This is a genomic window from Providencia manganoxydans (assembly GCF_016618195.1).
GTDB lineage: Bacteria > Pseudomonadota > Gammaproteobacteria > Enterobacterales > Enterobacteriaceae > Providencia > Providencia manganoxydans.
The window spans coordinates 1,611,739-1,631,349 of the sequence record NZ_CP067099.1 but is presented as its reverse complement, the minus strand read 5'-3'; the positions used below and the strand labels follow the sequence as shown (position 1 = coordinate 1,631,349).

19 protein-coding genes are annotated in these 19,611 nt (G+C 40.3%); 6 read left to right on the top strand and 13 right to left on the bottom strand.

Going from position 1 to position 19,611, the window contains the following annotated elements:
• Positions 1-97: 97 nt before the first annotated feature.
• Entirely contained in the window at positions 98-358 is a 261-nt protein-coding gene (locus JI723_RS07190) for a YfhL family 4Fe-4S dicluster ferredoxin (protein ID WP_070930041.1), read from the top strand.
• 219 nt (positions 359-577) lie between these two features.
• On the opposite strand, the gene acpS is transcribed toward JI723_RS07190, so the two are convergent.
• From acpS to rpoE, 11 genes are all read right to left on the bottom strand, one after another.
• A complete protein-coding gene (gene acpS / locus JI723_RS07185) occupies positions 578-961 on the bottom strand; it encodes a holo-ACP synthase (protein WP_070930040.1) in 384 nt (127 codons plus the stop codon).
• Positions 961-1,692 carry a pyridoxine 5'-phosphate synthase gene (gene pdxJ / locus JI723_RS07180; protein WP_070930039.1) on the bottom strand — a complete coding sequence of 244 codons (732 nt, stop codon included), beginning with the start codon at positions 1,690-1,692 and terminating at the stop codon, positions 961-963. The genes acpS and pdxJ overlap by 1 nt, the downstream gene beginning before the upstream one ends.
• Positions 1,693-1,911: 219 nt before the next feature.
• Positions 1,912-2,640 (bottom strand): DNA repair protein RecO, encoded by a 729-nt coding sequence (gene recO, locus JI723_RS07175; RefSeq protein ID WP_070930038.1) that lies wholly within the window; start codon positions 2,638-2,640, stop codon positions 1,912-1,914.
• A gap of 13 nt (positions 2,641-2,653) precedes the next feature.
• A complete protein-coding gene (era, locus tag JI723_RS07170; protein ID WP_070930037.1) occupies positions 2,654-3,562 on the bottom strand; it encodes a GTPase Era in 909 nt (302 codons plus the stop codon).
• Positions 3,559-4,239, bottom strand: a complete 681-nt coding sequence (rnc, locus tag JI723_RS07165; protein WP_070930089.1) for a ribonuclease III — start codon at positions 4,237-4,239, stop codon at positions 3,559-3,561. The genes era and rnc overlap by 4 nt, the downstream gene beginning before the upstream one ends.
• A 384-nt stretch (positions 4,240-4,623) precedes the next feature.
• Complete coding sequence (gene lepB / locus JI723_RS07160) at positions 4,624-5,595, bottom strand: signal peptidase I (protein ID WP_272581207.1); 972 nt, start codon at positions 5,593-5,595, stop codon at positions 4,624-4,626.
• 17 nt (positions 5,596-5,612) lie between these two features.
• Positions 5,613-7,409, bottom strand: coding sequence for a translation elongation factor 4 (gene lepA, locus JI723_RS07155; protein WP_070930088.1), 1,797 nt, complete (start codon positions 7,407-7,409; stop codon positions 5,613-5,615).
• 230 nt (positions 7,410-7,639) lie between these two features.
• On the bottom strand, positions 7,640-8,104 hold the full coding sequence (gene rseC, locus JI723_RS07150; RefSeq protein WP_070930035.1) for a SoxR-reducing system protein RseC: 465 nt from the start codon (positions 8,102-8,104) through the stop codon (positions 7,640-7,642).
• A 9-nt stretch (positions 8,105-8,113) separates the two neighbouring features.
• Complete coding sequence (rseB, locus tag JI723_RS07145; protein WP_070930034.1) at positions 8,114-9,058, bottom strand: sigma-E factor regulatory protein RseB; 945 nt, start codon at positions 9,056-9,058, stop codon at positions 8,114-8,116.
• Complete coding sequence (gene rseA / locus JI723_RS07140; RefSeq protein ID WP_070930033.1) at positions 9,058-9,681, bottom strand: anti-sigma-E factor RseA; 624 nt, start codon at positions 9,679-9,681, stop codon at positions 9,058-9,060. Before rseA ends, rseB begins: the two co-directional genes overlap by 1 nt.
• Positions 9,682-9,788: 107 nt before the next feature.
• Positions 9,789-10,367 (bottom strand): RNA polymerase sigma factor RpoE, encoded by a 579-nt coding sequence (rpoE, locus tag JI723_RS07135; protein ID WP_070930032.1) that lies wholly within the window; start codon positions 10,365-10,367, stop codon positions 9,789-9,791.
• A gap of 470 nt (positions 10,368-10,837) precedes the next feature.
• On the opposite strand from rpoE, the gene nadB reads away from it, so the two are divergent.
• Entirely contained in the window at positions 10,838-12,439 is a 1,602-nt protein-coding gene (nadB, locus tag JI723_RS07130; protein ID WP_319066183.1) for an L-aspartate oxidase, read from the top strand.
• 29 nt (positions 12,440-12,468) lie between these two features.
• On the opposite strand, the gene trmN is transcribed toward nadB, so the two are convergent.
• Positions 12,469-13,206, bottom strand: coding sequence for a tRNA(1)(Val) (adenine(37)-N(6))-methyltransferase TrmN (gene trmN / locus JI723_RS07125; RefSeq protein WP_272581210.1), 738 nt, complete (start codon positions 13,204-13,206; stop codon positions 12,469-12,471).
• Positions 13,207-13,361: 155 nt separating this feature from the next.
• Here trmN and JI723_RS07120 point away from each other — a divergent pair, with 155 nt between their 5' ends.
• From JI723_RS07120 to srmB, 4 genes are all read left to right on the top strand, one after another.
• Positions 13,362-14,093: an IclR family transcriptional regulator gene (locus JI723_RS07120; RefSeq protein ID WP_272581211.1), complete on the top strand. Its 732-nt coding sequence runs from the start codon at positions 13,362-13,364 to the stop codon at positions 14,091-14,093.
• Positions 14,094-14,095: 2 nt separating this feature from the next.
• Entirely contained in the window at positions 14,096-15,013 is a 918-nt protein-coding gene (gene hutG / locus JI723_RS07115; protein WP_070930028.1) for a formimidoylglutamase, read from the top strand.
• A 196-nt stretch (positions 15,014-15,209) separates the two neighbouring features.
• Positions 15,210-16,358 (top strand): sodium/glutamate symporter, encoded by a 1,149-nt coding sequence (gltS, locus tag JI723_RS07110; RefSeq protein ID WP_337979960.1) that lies wholly within the window; start codon positions 15,210-15,212, stop codon positions 16,356-16,358.
• Between the two features lie 272 nt (positions 16,359-16,630).
• Positions 16,631-17,971: an ATP-dependent RNA helicase SrmB gene (srmB, locus tag JI723_RS07105; RefSeq protein WP_272581212.1), complete on the top strand. Its 1,341-nt coding sequence runs from the start codon at positions 16,631-16,633 to the stop codon at positions 17,969-17,971.
• Between the two features lie 26 nt (positions 17,972-17,997).
• On the opposite strand, the gene JI723_RS07100 is transcribed toward srmB, so the two are convergent.
• On the bottom strand, positions 17,998-19,452 hold the full coding sequence (locus JI723_RS07100; protein WP_272581213.1) for a Tle-like phospholipase domain-containing protein: 1,455 nt from the start codon (positions 19,450-19,452) through the stop codon (positions 17,998-18,000).
• Positions 19,453-19,611: the final 159 nt, after the last annotated feature.

Sequence of the window (19,611 nt, the reverse complement as noted above, 5' to 3'; positions counted from 1 at the left end):
TTTTGCTATTTCCTTGATAACTAGTATTTAATTTTTCAATTTAGGTGTACAATACTCGATTCATTAGCATCACAAGCAATAAATTTAACTAGCTAAAATGGCACTACTAATCACCAAAAAATGCATCAATTGCGATATGTGCGAACCCGAATGCCCTAATGATGCAATCTACATGGGCGATGAAATCTACGAGATCGATACAAACCTTTGTACCGAATGCGTTGGTCATTATGATAAGCCAACCTGCCAATCCGTTTGCCCAATCACAAATACCATTATCACCGATCCTGCTCATATTGAAAGCCAAGAGCAGCTATGGGATAAATTTGTGATGATCCACCATGCTGATAAAATATGATAAAAAATAACAGCCTCTTCGTCCATGACGCCTGAACCAAGCGTTCATTCAACAATAGAATCGTTATTAACCACTGTATTTTTTATCCTATAAAGCAAACTCTAGCGATATAAGTTCAACTTACGTGTTGATAGATAGGCTTATCTATCAACACGTAGCTTAAATGATGTTCATATAACTGATACTTTGCACTACGAGCTCAATACCCACAAAGCAGACTTATACACTTTCTATAATCACTGTAGCGGCAGCATAGTGTCGTTCATCAGTTATTGATACATGAAAATGCGTAACCCCCATTCGCTCGGCAAGCTTCTCAGCCTCTCCCGTTAGCGTTAATAGAGGTTTACCTAGCGGATCATTAGTCACTTCAAACTGATTAAATGCTAAACCATTGCGAATACCAGTCCCTAGCGCTTTAGCCGCCGCCTCTTTAACCGCAAATCGCTTTGCCAAAAAACGCGCTGGCTGCGATTGCTGTTGAAACTGCTTGAATTCACTTTCAGTTAATATCCGCTTAGCTAAACTATCAGCAGAACGCTCTATTACCGCTTCAATCCGCGCAATTTCAACAATATCAGTACCAAGACCAACAATAGCCATTAGCTGCGAGCTTCTCTCAATAATTTTTTCATATCGGATACCGCACCTGCTAGGCCACTAAATAATGCACGACCAATAATTGCATGGCCAATATTCAATTCATAAATTTCAGGTAGCACTGCAATGCGCTGAACATTGTGATAGGTTAAACCATGCCCTGCATTTACTTTCAAACCTTTGCCTGCCGCATACGAAACCCCATCACGAATACGACGGAATTCAATTTCTTGTTCCTGCTCGGTTTTAGCATCTGCATAAGCACCAGTGTGAATTTCAATAAAAGGTGCGCCAGATGCCTGTGCAGCATCAATTTGCGCATGGTCTGCATCAATAAACAGTGAAACTTGAATACCCGCTTCTGTAAGGCGTTTAACCGCATCTGATACTTTGTCAAACTGACCTGCTACATCCAACCCCCCTTCGGTGGTGACTTCTTCTCGTTTTTCTGGCACTAAACAGCAAAAAGTAGGCTTAATACGACATGCGATTTCCACCATTTCTTCAGTCACTGCCATCTCAAGATTCATGCGTGTTTGAATGGTTTCTTTGAGTAGTTCTATATCTCTATCTGTAATATGACGGCGGTCTTCACGTAAATGCACAGTGATACCATCTGCTCCGGCTTGTTCTGCAACAAAGGCAGCTTGAACTGGATCTGGGTATTGGGTACCCCGTGCATTTCTTACGGTTGCAATATGATCGATGTTCACACCTAACAAAAGCTCAGCCATTATCTACTCCCCAAATTAATACAGTCAAATACTCTTCAATGCCCCTATCCTACTGCAATTTCGCTACTTATGGGAATAAATCTCTGCTTCATTCGAGTACCTTTCCAAACTTATCTTTAGATTTCTGCAAATAGTTAATTTTTTGGGAAGCGGCTCGAAGAATACAATGAGACCAAACAATATCGCTCGCAATGAACGATATGTTACGCCAAACTCAACTTATGATTTGGTGGCATTAGAATTGGTAGGTATGGCAAATTGCCTAAAGAGCTCTCTACTTTTCAGTGGTTTCCCACCTAAATACGGTTTTAAAGCCATACGAGTAAATCGCTTAGCAGCTTTCAGAGTATCACTATCAGGAAATTCTCTCGCAGCTAATGCTTTAAGCTGTTTACCTGTAAAACTCAATTGGTCAATAATGAGGCTACCAATAAAACCTTTTTCTTCGCGATAGCGATAAGTCATGGTATCCGACACAGGCTCACCGCTTCCCGCACAATGCAGAAAGTCAACACCATAACCAAGGTAGGATAACAATGCTAATTCAAACTGTCTTAGTGCGAACTCAGGGGTTTTTTCACTTGCAGCAAGCACTTGTATACATGAAAGGTAATCAAAAAATAAGGCTGAATAAGGTGTACCAAACTCAATAACCCGTGTTACTAGCTCATTGAGGTATAGGCCACTATAAAGTACTGTACCGCTTAATGGGAGTGATAATGAGATTGGATCCGCATTGATCAGTGTTTTGATTTCTCCTTTGCCACCCCAACGGATCAGCAAAGGAGTAAAGGGTTGTAAACAACCCCGAAGTGGTGAACGATTTCGGCGAGCCCCTTTGGCGAGTAGACGGATCTTGCCTTCGCCTTCAGTGAAAAAATCAATTAATAAGCTCGTTTCACTGAAGGGTCTAGAATGGAGTACAAACGCTCGTTGCCAACCACTCACAGTGATCTACCTATTATTTTAGATCATCAACATAGCCTAAGCTGCGCAATGCACGTTCATCATCAGCCCAGCCAGCTTTTACTTTAACCCACAGTTCAAGGTGAACTTTGGTATCAAACAGTCTTTCCATATCGATACGTGCTTCAGTACCGATGGTTTTCAATTTGCTACCTTTATTCCCTATGACCATTTTCTTTTGGCCTTCACGTTCAACTAAAATTAGGCCATTAATGTGAAAACCTCCCTTTTCCATTACTTTAAATTGTTCAATTTCAACAGTAACGGAATAAGGAAGTTCATCACCTAAGAAGCGCATCAATTTTTCACGAATGATTTCAGATGCCATAAAGCGCTGTGAACGATCAGTGATATAATCTTCAGGGAAGTGATGATCAGCTTCAGGAATATGTTGTTTTACAATCTTGGCGATTGTATCAACCCCTTTACCTTTTTCAGCACTAATCGGCACAACATCAAGGAAATTCATTTTTTGGCTAACAAAACCAATATGCGGAAGCAAAACCGTTTTGTCAGTTACATTATCGATTTTATTAATCGCTAATATGACTGGGCACCGAAGGCTTTTCAACTTATTGAGAACCATTTCATCATCATCAGTCCAATTCGTGCCTTCAACCACAAAAATAACTAATTCAACATCACCAATAGAACTGGATGCAGCACGATTCATCAAACGGTTTATTGCTCGTTTTTCTTCAATATGCAAACCTGGAGTATCCACATAGATGATTTGATATTCATCTTCAGTATGGATCCCCATTATGCGATGGCGGGTTGTCTGAGGCTTTCTCGATGTAATCGAAACTTTTTGCCCCAATAGCTGGTTTAGCAGTGTTGACTTACCCACATTTGGTCGCCCAACAATAGCTACAAAGCCACAGTGGGGATGTTTTTCACTCATTCAATCTCCAAAATTTTCAATGCTTGTTCGGCAGCAGCTTGCTCAGCTTTACGACGGCTTGAACCAATTCCATTAATTGGCTGCTCAATGCCACTAACTTGGCAATGGATCGTAAATTCCTGATCATGTGCCTCACCTTTTACTTGTACAACAACATAATTAGGTAATGGCAAATGACGCCCTTGCAAATATTCTTGTAATCTCGTTTTCGGGTCTTTTTGTTTGTCACCCGGGCTAATTTCATTCAGCCTAGTTTGATACCAATCCAAAATAATTCTTTCAATTGTTTGGATATCACTATCGAGAAAGATACCGCCGATAAGTGCCTCCACTGTATCCGCTAGTATTGATTCACGGCGAAAACCGCCACTTTTTAGCTCACCAGGCCCTAAACGTAAACACTCGCCTAGTTCAAACTCACGAGCAATTTCTGCTAGCGTATTTCCACGCACTAGCGTTGCTCTCATTCGGCTCATATCACCTTCATCCACTTTAGGAAAGCGGTGATATAAATCATTTGCTATCACAAAACTTAAAATAGAATCACCAAGGAATTCTAAACGCTCATTATGCTTACTGCTCGCACTACGGTGCGTGAGCGCCTGAATCAAAAGATCATGTTGATTAAACTTATAACCAAGTTTTCGTTGTAATTGCTCAAGTAAAGAGGGGTTCATCGCGCCTAGCCATTTCTCTGATTGACAAAAAAGCACACGCAACAGACCTGTAAAAAACAAAACTGTTGCGTTTGCACTGGCTTCTAATACTTTTCCCATTGTTTAATACACAACGTGAATAAAACGATAGGGATTAATTAAAAAGCCAATAAATATTAATTAAATTATATTGTACACTGAGAAAAACAATAATGCTTCGGTTTATGTGGGTTTTGATAATAAAACCCAAATCTACCTGTTCTACCTGTCATATTTCAAGTTGCTAGGGGCTAGCTATACTCAGCTAGGCAGGTCACATAGTTTATCTATGCTTACCGCCTAGCTTCGTTTGTCGCTTACTATACAACTCGAATTATTTAGAGTATCAACTCGTTATACTTCAAGTTATGATCCGATTGGTCCAATACGGCTAAAACGAATACCTGTCGGCCATTCATTCTCTTGCTTATCTAAACTTAGCCAGATAAATACAGCACGTCCAACAAGGTTCTCTTCAGGAACAAAGCCCCACATACGGCTATCAGAACTATTATCCCTATTATCACCCATCATAAAATAATGCTTTTCAGGCACAATCCATTCATTTGAAGGCATGTTAGGTTGAACATAACGCGATTCTGTAATTGCTTGACGAATAATCAAAATTTGATGCTCAACAGTATCCAATTTCTCAGTTCTTTGATATTGACGTAACGCATTACCGGGAACAGGCTGGTCAACAGGGATCTGGTAATTACCTTTTTGGCTTTCAACAACAGAATCCACATTAAAGAACATTGTCCATTCACTTGGTGCTAAAGGACCATAAGTGATGGGTAATTGTTGGGTACAGTTGTTATCTGCGCAATTTGGATAAATCGTCAATTCTTTCGCATCTGGGTTATAAACGATTTTATCACCCGGTAAACCTATCACTCGTTTTACAAAATCCACGCTTGGATCTTTAGGATATTTAAAGACAGCAATATCACCACGTGATGGTTTACCTGTTTTAATTAGCGTAGTTTGCGTAATGGGATCTTTCAGACCATACGCAAACTTCTCAACCAACATAAAATCCCCAACTAATAATGTTGGCATCATTGAGCCTGATGGAATTTGAAATGGCTCATAAATAAATGAACGCACCACCAAAACAATCGCTAAAACAGGAAAAATAGAAGAGCCAGTTTCAACCCATGATGGACGGCGTACCACTTTTTCCATTTCATCTTGGGTCAATGAGCCTTGGCTCGCTTCCTGTATTTGTTGCAGCTTTTTCTTCCGCGCAGGCGAAAACTTAAGGCGATCTAAACACCAGATAATCCCAGTAACCAATGTGGCTAATGTTAGGATCAAGGCAAAGGTGTTAGCCATTGAGACTCCTTGTATTATTAGTTGTCTTTACCGACATGCAAAATAGCTAAGAACGCTTCTTGAGGTAGTTCAACATTACCTACCTGTTTCATACGCTTCTTACCGTCCTTTTGCTTCTGTAACAGTTTTTTCTTACGGCTAACATCACCGCCATAACACTTAGCAAGTACGTTTTTACGTAGCTGCTTAACTGTCGATCGAGCAATAATATGGTTACCGATAGCCGCTTGAATAGCAATATCAAACTGCTGACGTGGGATCAGCTCTTTCATCTTCTCAACCAATTCACGACCACGATACTGCGAATTCGCGCGGTGCGTTATCAGCGCTAGCGCATCCACACGCTCACCATTGATCATCACATCGACACGTACCATGTCGGAAGCTTGGAAGCGTTTAAATGCATAATCTAATGATGCATAGCCACGCGAGGTCGATTTCAAACGGTCAAAGAAATCTAAAACAACTTCAGACATTGGAATATCATAAGTCAATGAGACTTGATTACCATGATAGACCATATTCGTCTGAACACCGCGTTTTTCTACACAAAGTGTAATTACGTTGCCTAAATATTCTTTAGGCATCAACATATGACACTCTGCTATAGGCTCTCGTAACTCTTCAATATTGTTTAGAGGCGGTAATTTAGCAGGGCTATCGACATAAACGACTTCACCATTAGTTTGTTCTACTTCATAAACAACCGTTGGTGCCGTAGTAATCAGGTCTAAATTATATTCACGCTCTAAACGTTCTTGGATAATCTCCATGTGGAGTAAGCCAAGGAAGCCACAACGGAAACCAAAGCCAAGCGCACTCGAGGTTTCTGGCTCATAAAATAATGAAGCATCATTGAGGCTTAATTTACCTAATGCATCACGGAAGGCTTCATAATCATCAGAACTCACAGGGAATAAACCTGCATAGACCTGTGGTTTAACCTTTTTGAACCCGGGAAGTGCTTTATCAGCAGGATTACGAGCACCAGTTAATGTATCCCCTACTGGCGCACCAGTGATGTCTTTAATTGCACAGACTAGCCAGCCCACTTCACCACAACTTAAAGAATCACGGTCAATTTGTTTTGGTGTAAAGATACCAAGACGGTCAGCATTATATACCTGCCCAGTACTCATCACCTTAACTTTATCGCCTTTACGCAACACGCCGTTTTTAATTCGGATTAAGGAGACAACGCCCAAATAATTATCAAACCATGAGTCAATAATTAGTGCTTGTAGTGGCGCATCAACATCACCTTGCGGTGCAGGGATTGTTTGCACTAAACGCTCAATAACATCTTGTACACCAATACCTGTTTTTGCAGAACAACGTACTGCATCATGAGCATCAATGCCCACAATATCTTCAATTTCTTCGGCAACACGCTCAGGATCAGCGGCTGGTAAGTCAATTTTGTTCAGAACAGGAACGACTTCTAGATCCATTTCGATGGCGGTATAACAGTTTGCAAGCGTTTGAGCTTCCACGCCTTGCCCCGCATCAACAACCAACAAAGCCCCTTCACACGCCGCTAAGGAACGAGAAACTTCATAAGAGAAGTCAACGTGGCCGGGGGTATCAATAAAGTTTAATTGATAGGTCTCACCATCAGAGGCTTTATAATCTAGCGTTACACTTTGCGCTTTGATTGTAATCCCACGTTCACGCTCTAAATCCATAGAGTCAAGAACCTGAGCTGCCATTTCCCTATCCGTTAATCCACCACAGATCTGAATAATACGATCAGACAGTGTTGATTTACCATGGTCGATGTGAGCAATGATAGAAAAGTTTCTTATGTTATTGATTTTCAAGGTAATATCTTCTTTTAAATTGCCTACAAAATCAGCCCTGCATAAATACTTGCCGCAGAACTAAAATGCTATGATTATCACAAGATTGCTAATTAGCAGCATTTTACATAGAAGCTCCCACTAACACAAAGGTTCAATGTAAAACAACTGTAAACTACTTAGAGCCTGTTGATGAACGATTGCGGTATAAAACAAAACCGCCTGTTATCACAGGCGGTACTGACTTAGCAATCAACTTGAACGGAAAGCTCCCCAGGAGGAAGTCCTATCTGTAAGATAACTGGCTGAAATGCTGACTCGTCACGCCAGTAAGAGGCAATTTTACGCGCTAAAAAAAAGCCTAAAAAACCACCAGCAATGCCAGAGGTAGCAACCCATACTTGTTCAAAACCTGCAAGTTGTACTAATACAGCCACTAAAAATAGGCCAATTAGAGGAGTTAGATAAACCAACATCGCAGAACGCAGTAAACTCCCTTCAGGAATGCCTACCTCAACCTTTTGACCAACAACTAAAGGTTGTTCAATTTCAACTTCTAACTGATGTTCTGTATTCGGTCCTATTTTACTTAGTGCATAAGAGCCACAAGCTCCACGAGCACTACAGCTACCACATCCAGAAGAAGCGCCATAACGCAATAACGCTCTTCCTTGATGCCAACGAATCACTGTTGCCCATTCTTTTATCATCATTTACTCCTAGAAACGAATGCTTGCAGCAACTTGCTGTGCCGTAGCTAACGGCAGCTCACCTATTATGGTAATCACATTTTGTTTCTGAGTCATGGTATAAATTGTGCGGCGACCATTTTGGATTGGTTGATCTAAAGGTAGCCCTTGCTCAGCCTTAGTAATATTAACTGAGAATGTAAATAATCCATCGCTAAATAATGCGCTTTCAACTTCATCATTCTCTGCCAGTTTACGCTCTGAACGTGACACCTCTTCAAAACCTGGCGGTAAAAAACCAACTCGCCATTTAAATGACGGACTACTATTTTTCGGGGAGACTAATAGTGGCGGCAGATTAATTTTACTTAGATTGGCCAGTGAATCATTAACCGTTTTACTGTCTAAAACAGTCGATATCACTCGGAACTGCTCTATGGTTTGACTATTATTGTCTAAAAGATCAACGCGTAGCGGTAATTTAGTTTCTTCATCAATCAATAAAACATAATTAAAGCGTGAATTATCTTTAGAGATAATTCGGATCACTAACGATGGCTTATCACCGATATGGGTTCTCCCCGCATCAATGAAATTATAATACGGCTTGATTTTATCGTAGTCAGCGAACAGCACTGACGGTAAGTTATCAACAATATGATTACCATTTAAACTAAATGCATCAAAACCTGGCTCAAAATAGCTGATTTGTTGCCCTTTTTGCACAATCTCACGTCGAGATGAATCCATTTGGATCATCTGAGAGATGGGAACATTATTAATAATCCCATGTCGATAACGCACTGGGATAATGCTTCTGGGGCTAAAAGACATGAACGACATTTCATAGGAAAGATTTTGGGCAGCACTTCCCATCTCTTTGAAGAGAACTTCAGCATCTGGTTGAGATGCCGAAGCTTGATTATAAATAATCAGGCTGCCCGTCAGGCAGATGACGGATAACCACTTATTCATTATTGCAGTTTAACTCCTGCGGGTACTACAGCTTTGTCACTTTCATGATATTGTTGATTCAACATTGAACGTCTTTCGATTTCATACTGCTGAAGCATTGCATTAACACGTTGATTTTGCTGTTCAACTTGTTGCATTTGCTGTTCATTACCAAACAGCTGACCATCAGAGAAGTTTAAGCTAACGGGAGCACCAGCACCGGCTGGGATCGTATTAAATACCGGTTCATCAATCACAGAATCGGATGAATTGCTTTGATTATATTGCTGTACCCCAACAATTACCGCCAGTGATACACAAGCAGCGACGCCAATCTGTGTAATTTGACTTGCCCATGGGCGTACTTTTTGCCAGAACGGCATTCCGCTCCACGTTGTTGGTTCAGGTTGCGATTCCATAACTACCTGAGGATTAATACGCACAACTTCATTCTCTAATGCTGCGGCAACTTTACCTGCTATGTCAAAATTCATGACGTCAGGGGTATCATTACGCAGAGTATCACGAATAAGATGATAGCTCTCCCAACGTTTTTGTAACGTTGAATCACATGTAATGGCGTTTACTAATTCTATATCAAGAACTTCGCCATCCATCATTGCGGAAAGTTTCTCTCTTTGCATGCCCGAATACCTTCAGTTAATTGCATCACAATTACAGTTTAATGCCCTGATTATGTTTATCTGCACTATCATACGTTGTGATCAAAAATCAATCACATGACCAATTGTTAGTGCCGTTGGATCAGTGGCTGTACTTTATTATCGATAGCTTCTCGAGCTCTAAAGATCCGCGAACGTACAGTACCCACAGGGCAATCCATAATTTCAGCGATCTCTTCATAACTTAAACCATCGAGCTCCCTGAGTGTTATTGCCATTCTTAAATCTTCAGGTAACGACTCTATGGTTCGAAAAACTACCCTTTTCAGTTCTTCAGACAACATTAAGTTCTCTGGGTTCGAAATTTCTTTTAATGCACTAGCGGTTTCGAAGTTTTCTGCATCGCTGGCCTCCAGATCTGACGCTGGTGGGCGGCGATCTTGAGCAACTAAATAATTTTTAGCTGTATTGACAGCAATACGATACAACCATGTATAAAATGCACTATCACCACGAAACGACCCAATCGCACGATAAGCTTTGATGAAAGACTCCTGAGCAACATCAGGCACATCAGCTTGAGGTACGTAACGGGAAACTAAACTTGCAACTTTGTGCTGATATTTAATCACCAACAAGTTGAAAGCTTTTTGGTCCCCCTTTTGGACTTTTTCGACCAACATCTGGTCTGTCAGTTGCTCGCTCATTCCTGGGAAAATCTCCCGAACTCAGGCTGTAAATTTGTTAAATTGATCATCACTCCCTTCCTAAAGCAAGCATAACTTTGAGTAATAAAAATAGATGAAGTTCAATTTAATGCATAAAATTAGTAAAAAACTTACAATAAAAGTCGTTTCTCACTGATAAAGGATCCTTGCGATCCGCAGAAAATCACTTTAAAACCATTTAGGTAGCATACCGCTTTATCAATATATACTCAAAATAATTCGAGGTGCAGCTAAGCAACAAGTCACCGAGTCATTGGGCACATAGATAGCTATATGGCAGCGCGAGTATATGCGACCAACACCACTGCAACTTGAAGTATGGCGTGTATAAACGCCAAGCTCAACCCACCGTAATCAATAACATTAAAGACGCTTTCACAAATAGCATTGACAAGTGCGATAGGCTAACATGAAAACTCCAATTAATACTACACAGCATACAACCACTTATGAAAAACTCTACACAGCATTACACTGATATTCTTATTATTGGTAGCGGTGTCGCAGGGCTTTCTGCTGCATTGCGGCTCGCACCGTTTCATCAAGTGACTATTCTTAGTAAAAGTAAGCTAAATGAAGGTGCATCATACTACGCACAAGGCGGAATTGCTGCTGTTTTCGACGACAGTGACAGCGTTGAATCTCATGTTGAAGACACACTCATTGCAGGGGCTGGCATTTGTGAAAAGCAATCCGTTGAATTTATCGCCTCCAATGCAAAAGAATGCGTACAATGGCTGATTGATCAAGGTGTTCTCTTTGATACTGAAGTCACCGATTCTGGAGCAACCCAATACCACCTCACTCGTGAAGGTGGACACAGCCACCGGCGAATACTCCACCACGCAGACGCAACAGGCAAAGAAGTTGAAACAACACTGGTCAACCTTGCTTTTTCCCATCCCAATATTCATATAAAAGAACGCTATAATGCCGTCGATCTCATTCGATCGGATAAGGTTGGTTTGTCAGGTGATACGCGTATCGTTGGTGCTTATGTGTGGAATCGACAAAAAGAACAAGTTGAAACGATCCGCGCTAAGATCATCGTGTTGGCTACTGGTGGCGCAGCAAAAGTTTACCAATATACCACTAACCCTGATATATCTTCTGGTGATGGGATAGCAATGGCATGGCGCATTGGCTGTAGCGTAGCCAACCTTGAATTCAACCAATTTCACCCGACATGCCTATTCCATCCACAAGCACGCAATTTTTTACTGACAGAAGCATTACGTGGTGAAGGCGCTTACTTAAAGCGTCCTGATGGTAGCCGTTTTATGCCTGACTATGACCAACGCGGTGAACTTGCCCCACGTGATATTGTCGCTAGAGCGATAGATCATGAAATGAAGCGCTTAGGTGCAGATTGCATGTATCTTGATATTAGCCACAAACCCGCTGACTTTATTCAAAATCATTTCCCAACTATTTACGAAAAATTACTGACATTAGGGTTAGATCTGACTAAAGAACCGATTCCTATCGTTCCCGCCGCTCACTATACCTGTGGTGGTGTTCAAGTTGATCAAAATGGCATGACAGATATTCATAATCTTTATGCAATCGGGGAAGTCAGTTATACCGGTTTACATGGTGCGAACCGCATGGCATCCAATTCATTATTAGAGTGCCTTGTTTATGGTTGGTCCGCATCCGAACATATCAAAAAAGTGATCTCGCAAGTTGCAGATATTACAACCTTGCCAGAATGGGACGATAGCTTAGTTCATAATTCAGATGAGCAAGTGATCATTCAACATAACTGGCATGAATTACGATTATTTATGTGGGATTACATGGGGATCGTCAGGACGACTAAACGGCTGGAAAGGGCTTTACGGCGGATCCATATGTTACAACAAGAAATTCATGAATATTATGCAAACTTCCGTATTTCAAATAACTTACTGGAATTAAGAAACCTTGTTCAAGTCGCTGAATTGATGGTTCGCTGTGCTCTAGAACGTAAAGAAAGTAGAGGGTTACACTATACACTAGACTACCCTGAACAACTTGAGCACTCAGGCCCCACTATTCTCAAACCTTAAATCGATTAGTAGCCAGCGACTGTTGGCTACTAATATTTTAAATAAAACTCGCGGATCAATTGCTGAAAATCTTCGGTATAAACCTGACTATCAACCTCCTTCAATGCCAATGTTGACACATTAGGCTCTACAAAGGTCAACTTCAGGCCTAGTAGCATGCGATGAAACGCCGTGGTTGATTTATCTTGGATATTGATTCGATACGCGGTGAACCACCCTTCCTTATTTGCCATTATTTCAACTTTTTCACCGACTTCATAAGGTAAAACAAGGCATAATACCCCATCAGCGACTAAGCATTGCTTAGCACAATCAAGTAATGTTTCATGAGTCAGTGTCGCAGTATAACGGGCCTGATCACGTTGCTCTGTACTACAAGACACTGATGGCTCAAAATAAGGAGGATTACTGACAATAAGATCATATTGTTGTGGGTTAATTGCACTAAATTCAACAATATCTTGCGCAAAAACGCGCAACCGCCCAGCCCATTTTGATTCAGTGAAGTTCTCTTGCGCTTGTTCTGCCGCTGCATTATCTAATTCAACAGCATCAATCAGTAATTGCGAGTTTCGTTGAGCCAACATCAAAGCAATTAACCCACTACCACAACCTATATCTAATGCTCTCTTGGCTTGTTGAACTGGTGCCCATGCTCCCAATAACACACCATCTGTTCCCACCTTCATTGCACAACGATCATGTCCAACAAAAAATTGCTTAAAGGTAAAACCACCTTTGCGATAATTTTTTTTCACGTTACTCAACCACTCTGAATCGTATATTAATTATTCAAATTCTCATTATGTGACAATTTAAAAATGAAAATATTACATTTTTTCCACAAAATAATTCTCATATTGTGAGAATATTATTTGAGCCCAAAAATATTTACTGCTAAGTTCGAAAAAAAGGGGATACCATGAACAGTATTAACCGAACATTGAATATTTTATCCTATATCACTGCAAGTACGGTTCCCGTCACTCCGCAAATGATTTCTAACGAATTAAATATTCCTGTTTCCACTGTTTATCGCTTGCTAGCCATTCTCATAAACTGGGAATTTATCACATACGCTAGGCAATATGGTACGTATACTGTTGGTGCGCAGAGTATCAAAACTCAGGAAAAATACTACCAACACAGCTTACTGATGAATTCATCCAAGATTGAATTGCAATCATTGAGTAAAAAAACCCAAGAAACGGTTGCGATTATTACCTCAAATCTATGTGAAACCATCTGTGTTGACATGATCGAAAGCTCTCAGGCACTACGTTGCTCCTTTGTGATTGGCCGCGGCAACACACTCATAAAAGGCGCTAGTGCAAAAACATTGTTGGCTTTTCGCGATGCAGACTATCAATCACTGGTATTTGAAACTCATGGCGAACAATTACAATCACCAGAGAGTATAACGCAGTTAAAGCAAGCCCTGACGCAAATTCGCCAACAAGGCTATGGTGTATCTTATGGTGAAATTGATGAAGGCGTATTAGGTGTTTCCGCCCCCATTTTTAAGGGTAATGATGTCATTGCCGTGGTTTCTGTCATGGCACCTGAATTTCGCTCTACTCATCGTGTTGATGAGTTTATTGTCGAGACCTGCAAAGCAGCGCTCAATATGACCAAACTGATTAATCTGGAGTAATTATGGCAGCACCTTTTATTTGGCAAGGCCGTACTGATGGAGATACTGAAGAGCACTTACGCATCCATCAAGTCATGAATAAAAACACCCCTGCACAGTTTGCTTTAATCGGTTTTGCCTCCGATGAAGGGGTAAGGCGTAATAAAGGACGACTAGGTGCTAAAGCAGGGCCTGATGCTATTCGTCAACAATTGGCTGGGCTCCCATTACATCAGCCTCTCGCGATCCGCGACGCAGGAACCGTCCGTTGTGATGATAACGATCTCGAAACCGCTCAGCGCAATCTTTCTGATCAATTGATCGCTATTTTATCATCAAATCAAACCCCTATCGTTTTAGGCGGTGGACATGAAGTTGCTTTTGCTAGCTTCCAAGGTTTATTTGACTTTGTTGCCCAAACAGAGCCAACTAAAACAATAGGTATCATTAATTTTGATGCTCACTTTGACCTCAGAACGGCAATGGAAGCGACTTCAGGAACACCTTTTTTACAATCGGCAAAATTATGCGAACAACATAATCGCCCATTTAATTATCTCTGTTTAGGTATTGCTGACCATGGCAACACTAAAGTGTTATTTGATACTGCGGATAAATTAGGGTGCCAATATATTCGTGATAGAGAGCTATCCCAAAGCCAACTACCAAAAGCAATTAATCAAATTCAGCAATTTATCGAACAAGTCGATTACCTTTATGTCACTGTTGATTTAGATGTTTTTTCTGCCTCAATTGCGCCTGGGGTAAGTGCTCCCGCAGCGAAAGGCATTAATACCGAAACATTTGATGAATTATTTGCCGTAATTAAAGCCAGTCAAAAAATTGCTGTCTTTGATATTGCTGAATGTAATCCAGAATTTGATATTGATAACCATACGTCAAAATTAGCAGCTTATTTAATTTACCAATTTTTATTCTAATAAACACACAACAATGCGACTGATAAAAACACCGTAAATTTGCAGTAATATATTTCAACTTTTCTTAAATGAAACTATAACAACAGATTTTAAGGAAAGTACTGGCAAAATAACGGTGCTACAGGGAAACTATATGAACTTTACATTACAATTAGACACCTTATCGACACTTTTACTAACCGTACTTTGCCTTCTTATGGGTATCCACCTTAAAAAACGCATTGAATGGTTACAACGCTTTTGTATTCCATCACCTGTTATTGGTGGTTTTCTTGTTAGCTTAATTATTTGGGGTTTAAAATCCTTTAATTTAGCTGAAATTCATTTTGACACCAGCTTACAAACTTTCCTAATGGTTGCCTTTTTTACCACTATCGGTATTGATGGCAGCTTCCGCATTTTAAAAAGTGGTGGACGTTTATTATTCATCTACCTATTTATCTGTTGGTTTATTGTTTTATTCCAAGATACTTTTGGTGCAGGCTTAGCGCATTTATTGGGGATCAACCCAGTAATCGGCGTTATGGCAGGTGGTGTATCACTCACTGGTGGTCATGGTGGTGCCGCAGCTTTCGGTCAAATGGCTGAAGGGCTTGGCGTACAGTCTGCAACCGTAGCAGCTATTGCGGCGGCGACCTTTGGCTTAATTACTGGTAGCTTATTAGGCGGACCAATTGCGTCTTATTTAATAAAAAAACATAACGTCGTTATTGAAGCTGATGAAACCATTAAAAGCCCAAAAGTGACCGAGACGATCGCCAGCAAAATTGAATCGATTGACGCTCATGCATTTTTAAAAATGCTTGCATTAGTGCTGGGTATTATGGTTATTGGTCAATTCGCCTCAGCTCAATTCACTAAAGCAACGGGTTTTTCATTACCAAGTTATGTTGGAGCGATGATCATTGCTATCGTGATCCGCAATATCAACGATCAGGTTAATTTATTTAAAATTAACCAAAAATCTGTTGATTTAATTTCTGAAGTTTCTTTAGGACTCTTTTTAACGATGGCAATGATGTCGCTAAAAATTTGGGAACTAAAAGAAGTGGCTTTACCACTGTTTATTATCCTGTTTGCCCAAGTTGTGATACTTATTTTACTCGTCATATTCGTTATCTTTAAATTACTCGGTAAAAATTATGACGCAGCGGTTATGTGCTCTGGTTTAATGGGGCATGGGTTAGGTGCTACACCTAATGCAATGGCTAATATGTCTTCAGTTTGTGAACGTTATAAACAAGTTTCTATGAAAGCGTTTATGATTGTTCCATTAAGTGGTGCAGTACTGATTGACCTAGTCGGCATCCCATATCATACATGGTTAATCAACATTCTGAGTTAACTTCTCTCTACTCAAAATAATTCGAGTTGTAGGAAGACGAACCGATAAGCATGAGTAAATAATGCGATTTGGATAGCTGAGCCTAGTTAACACTCCTACAACTTGGAATATAACGAGTACTATCGCGTGCTTTCACCTCGGAAAGCACGCTTTCTGGCAATATTACTGCCCGCTGCATACAAAAACAGGTACACTTTACCAAAAGATGCATATTTTCAGATGAACAATTTGGCTAACCTGTTTATAATCAGCGCCCCAAATAGAGGTATATCATGACTGCAACCACATTTTCTGAACTTGAACTAGATGAAAGCCTGATCAACGCGCTGGCAGATAAAGGCTATGAACGCCCAACTGCGATTCAGGCAGCCGCCATCCCTGCTGCAATGGATGGTCGTGATGTTTTAGGTTCAGCTCCCACTGGCACCGGCAAAACTGCCGCATTCTTACTGCCAGCTATCCAACATTTACTCGATTTTCCAAGAAAAAAATCAGGTCCTCCGCGGGTGCTTGTTTTAACACCAACCCGTGAATTGGCAATGCAGGTTGCAGATCAAGCAAGAGAATTATGTGCTCATAATCACCTTGATATCGCCACGATTACTGGCGGCGTTGCGTATATGAACCACGCCGAAGTTTTTAGTGAAAACCAAGATATTGTTGTCGCTACCACAGGTCGCCTACTGCAATACATAAAAGAAGAAAATTTTGACTGCCGTGCAGTAGAAATTTTGATCCTTGATGAAGCTGACCGCATGTTAGATATGGGCTTTGCCAATGATATTGAGACTATCGCAGGTGAAACTCGTTGGCGCAAACAAACCATGCTGTTTTCAGCTACCCTTGAAGGGGAAGCTATTCGTGATTTTTCTGAACGCTTGTTAGAAGATCCGATTGAAATCGATGCTGAATCATCACGTCGTGAACGTAAAAAAATACAGCAATTTTACTACCGCGCAGATACGCTAGAGCATAAAACAGCTTTACTGTGTCATCTCATAAAACAAGACGATGTAACTAAATCAATTGTTTTTGTACGTAAGCGTGAACGAATTCGTGAAGTCGTACAATGGCTGCGCGATGCAGGTATTGAGCCTTGCTATCTTGAAGGTGAGATGGTTCAAGCAAAAAGAAATGAAGCGGTACGCCGCCTTGTAAGTGGACAAGTCAAAGTTTTAGTTGCGACTGACGTAGCCTCTCGCGGCTTAGATATCGATGATGTTAGCCATGTGTTTAACTTTGATATGCCGCGCACTGCGGATGTCTATATACACCGTATCGGCCGCACAGGAAGGGCTGGTAAAAAAGGAACAGCAATCTCATTGATTGAGGCTCATGACTATCCTTTATTTGGTAAAGTCACTCGCTATATTGAAGATCCAATCAAAATGCGTGTTGTTGATTCTTTACGTCCAACCACTAAAGCACCTTCAGAAGCTATGATGAATAAACCAAAACCATCTAAGAAAGTGCTAGCAAAACGTAAAGAAAAGAAAAAAGAAGAAGAGTCTAAAAAGAAAGCAAAAGTTCGTCTTCGTGATAAAAAGAACATCGGTAAACGCCGTAAACCAGCAACCCCTTCAGCGACACCAACGACTGATAAAACAGAATAAATTTAAAAACGGGCTTAGCCCGTTTTTTATTGCATCATTAACGTCAATTTTTCACGCAATAACCTTCCCTGTGGTGATAAATAATCCGCTTTAACCATATGATTTTCCAATACATCAAGACAATCATAACCTTGATGATTTTTAATTCGCCAATCCGCCCCTTGAGCCAGTAAAAACTCAGCGACTAATAATGCATAACAGCCTAAAGCATCATGGAGTGGCGTATTACCCGTACTGTCTACCGCATTTATTTCACACCCTTCCGCTAATAAGATTGCAGTTTGCTCTAACCGCCCAGATTGCGCGGCAAGGTGTAAAAAGGTTCGTTCATTTCCTAAGTGTACTTTTTTAATATCACTCGCATATGAAGAAGCCAAAAGAACCTTCATGAATTCAGGATCCGTTGACCTCACAGAGTATCCAACCAACTTATCAAGATGAACTGGTTTATTACCAACTGAGATCAAATTGGTGAATCCAGCAATATTGCCCTGTTTAATACTGTTTTCGCAACAACCTTGCCAACAATCGGTTTGATCATCATGAAAAAATGATAATCCGTAACTAAACTGCTCTAATTGAACCTCAATATCATCGTTAACTACCCTACTGCCATTCTCCCATGGTGTAAAATGACACATCATTTTGAGAATTTTAGGCATACCATGCGCAATGAAATTCCGCGTTAATAAACGATGAGGAAGCCAATCTCGCCATGTTTTACCTTCATTGTAGTAATCTAATATGATCTTATTACCTAGTGCAGGAGGAAATGGCTTTAATGATTGAAGTAAATCCAACCAATCATATCGAACAACATAAAAACGAACGAGGCCGTCATTTGCGATTTGTTTAGCTTTTTCATAATCCATACCAATTCTTTGGATCGTATTTTTAGCAACTCCCGCTGAACTAAAAGCAATACAAGGCGTATTACTCGCAAGAGCAGCAAATGTTGCCAACCCTCCTCCTAACGAGTGGCCAACACAAATCATATTTCCCTTAGATACTTTATAAAGAATATTGGTTAAATTGACCGCTTGAAAATATTGAGGTTCATAGTAACCAAGCCCTTGTCGGATATCCGCATAAAAATCAACTAACTCATCTGAACCAGCGAAGCAAATAATATACAACTCATTAAAACGACAAATATTTGCTTCAAATCCTGTTGATGTATCACGTAATAAAATTGAATCAATACCAATTTCATGTAATTGCGTATGATTAAGTCGTTCAACACCATGCATAGTTTCCCAATCTTTGAAATAAACGCCACTCGCAATTAACCCAATAAGATAATCATAAGATTGAGATTGGCGCCCAAAAAGTTTCTCAGGCGATAAATCATCAGACCATTTTGCAGCTTTAGAACATAGAGCAAATGAATTATTCTTTTTTTGATAAATATTAATGCTTTCCCGAATTAACGATATCTCATTAGCGGATTGAATTTGAATACTACTATTAATATGAGGCATAGATTCTCCCGATGAAAATGAAGTAAGGGAGATCATTAAAGGGGAAATTTTAAGAGGAAAAAACAATGTACTTTATTAGTGAAGAATAAAAAAGCCATTAAATTCAATGGCTTTTTTAATTAGTTTTAGACTAATACTTATATTTGGAATGATACGCTG

Bases quoted from the DNA above. Each gene is read 5' to 3' on its own strand.
- JI723_RS07190 (WP_070930041.1), top strand. From the start codon at position 98: ATGGCACTACTAATCACCAAAAAATGCATCAATTGCGATATGTGCGAA.
- acpS (WP_070930040.1), bottom strand. From the start codon at position 961: ATGGCTATTGTTGGTCTTGGTACTGATATTGTTGAAATTGCGCGGATT.
- pdxJ (WP_070930039.1), bottom strand. From the start codon at position 1,692: ATGGCTGAGCTTTTGTTAGGTGTGAACATCGATCATATTGCAACCGTA.
- era (WP_070930037.1), bottom strand. From the start codon at position 3,562: ATGAGTGAAAAACATCCCCACTGTGGCTTTGTAGCTATTGTTGGGCGA.
- rnc (WP_070930089.1), bottom strand. From the start codon at position 4,239: ATGAACCCCTCTTTACTTGAGCAATTACAACGAAAACTTGGTTATAAG.
- lepB (WP_272581207.1), bottom strand. From the start codon at position 5,595: ATGGCTAACACCTTTGCCTTGATCCTAACATTAGCCACATTGGTTACT.
- rseC (WP_070930035.1), bottom strand. From the start codon at position 8,104: ATGATAAAAGAATGGGCAACAGTGATTCGTTGGCATCAAGGAAGAGCG.
- rseB (WP_070930034.1), bottom strand. From the start codon at position 9,058: ATGAATAAGTGGTTATCCGTCATCTGCCTGACGGGCAGCCTGATTATT.
- rseA (WP_070930033.1), bottom strand. From the start codon at position 9,681: ATGCAAAGAGAGAAACTTTCCGCAATGATGGATGGCGAAGTTCTTGAT.
- rpoE (WP_070930032.1), bottom strand. From the start codon at position 10,367: ATGAGCGAGCAACTGACAGACCAGATGTTGGTCGAAAAAGTCCAAAAG.
- nadB (WP_319066183.1), top strand. From the start codon at position 10,838: ATGAAAAACTCTACACAGCATTACACTGATATTCTTATTATTGGTAGC.
- JI723_RS07120 (WP_272581211.1), top strand. From the start codon at position 13,362: ATGAACAGTATTAACCGAACATTGAATATTTTATCCTATATCACTGCA.
- hutG (WP_070930028.1), top strand. From the start codon at position 14,096: ATGGCAGCACCTTTTATTTGGCAAGGCCGTACTGATGGAGATACTGAA.
- gltS (WP_337979960.1), top strand. From the start codon at position 15,210: ATGGGTATCCACCTTAAAAAACGCATTGAATGGTTACAACGCTTTTGT.
- srmB (WP_272581212.1), top strand. From the start codon at position 16,631: ATGACTGCAACCACATTTTCTGAACTTGAACTAGATGAAAGCCTGATC.
- JI723_RS07100 (WP_272581213.1), bottom strand. From the start codon at position 19,452: ATGCCTCATATTAATAGTAGTATTCAAATTCAATCCGCTAATGAGATA.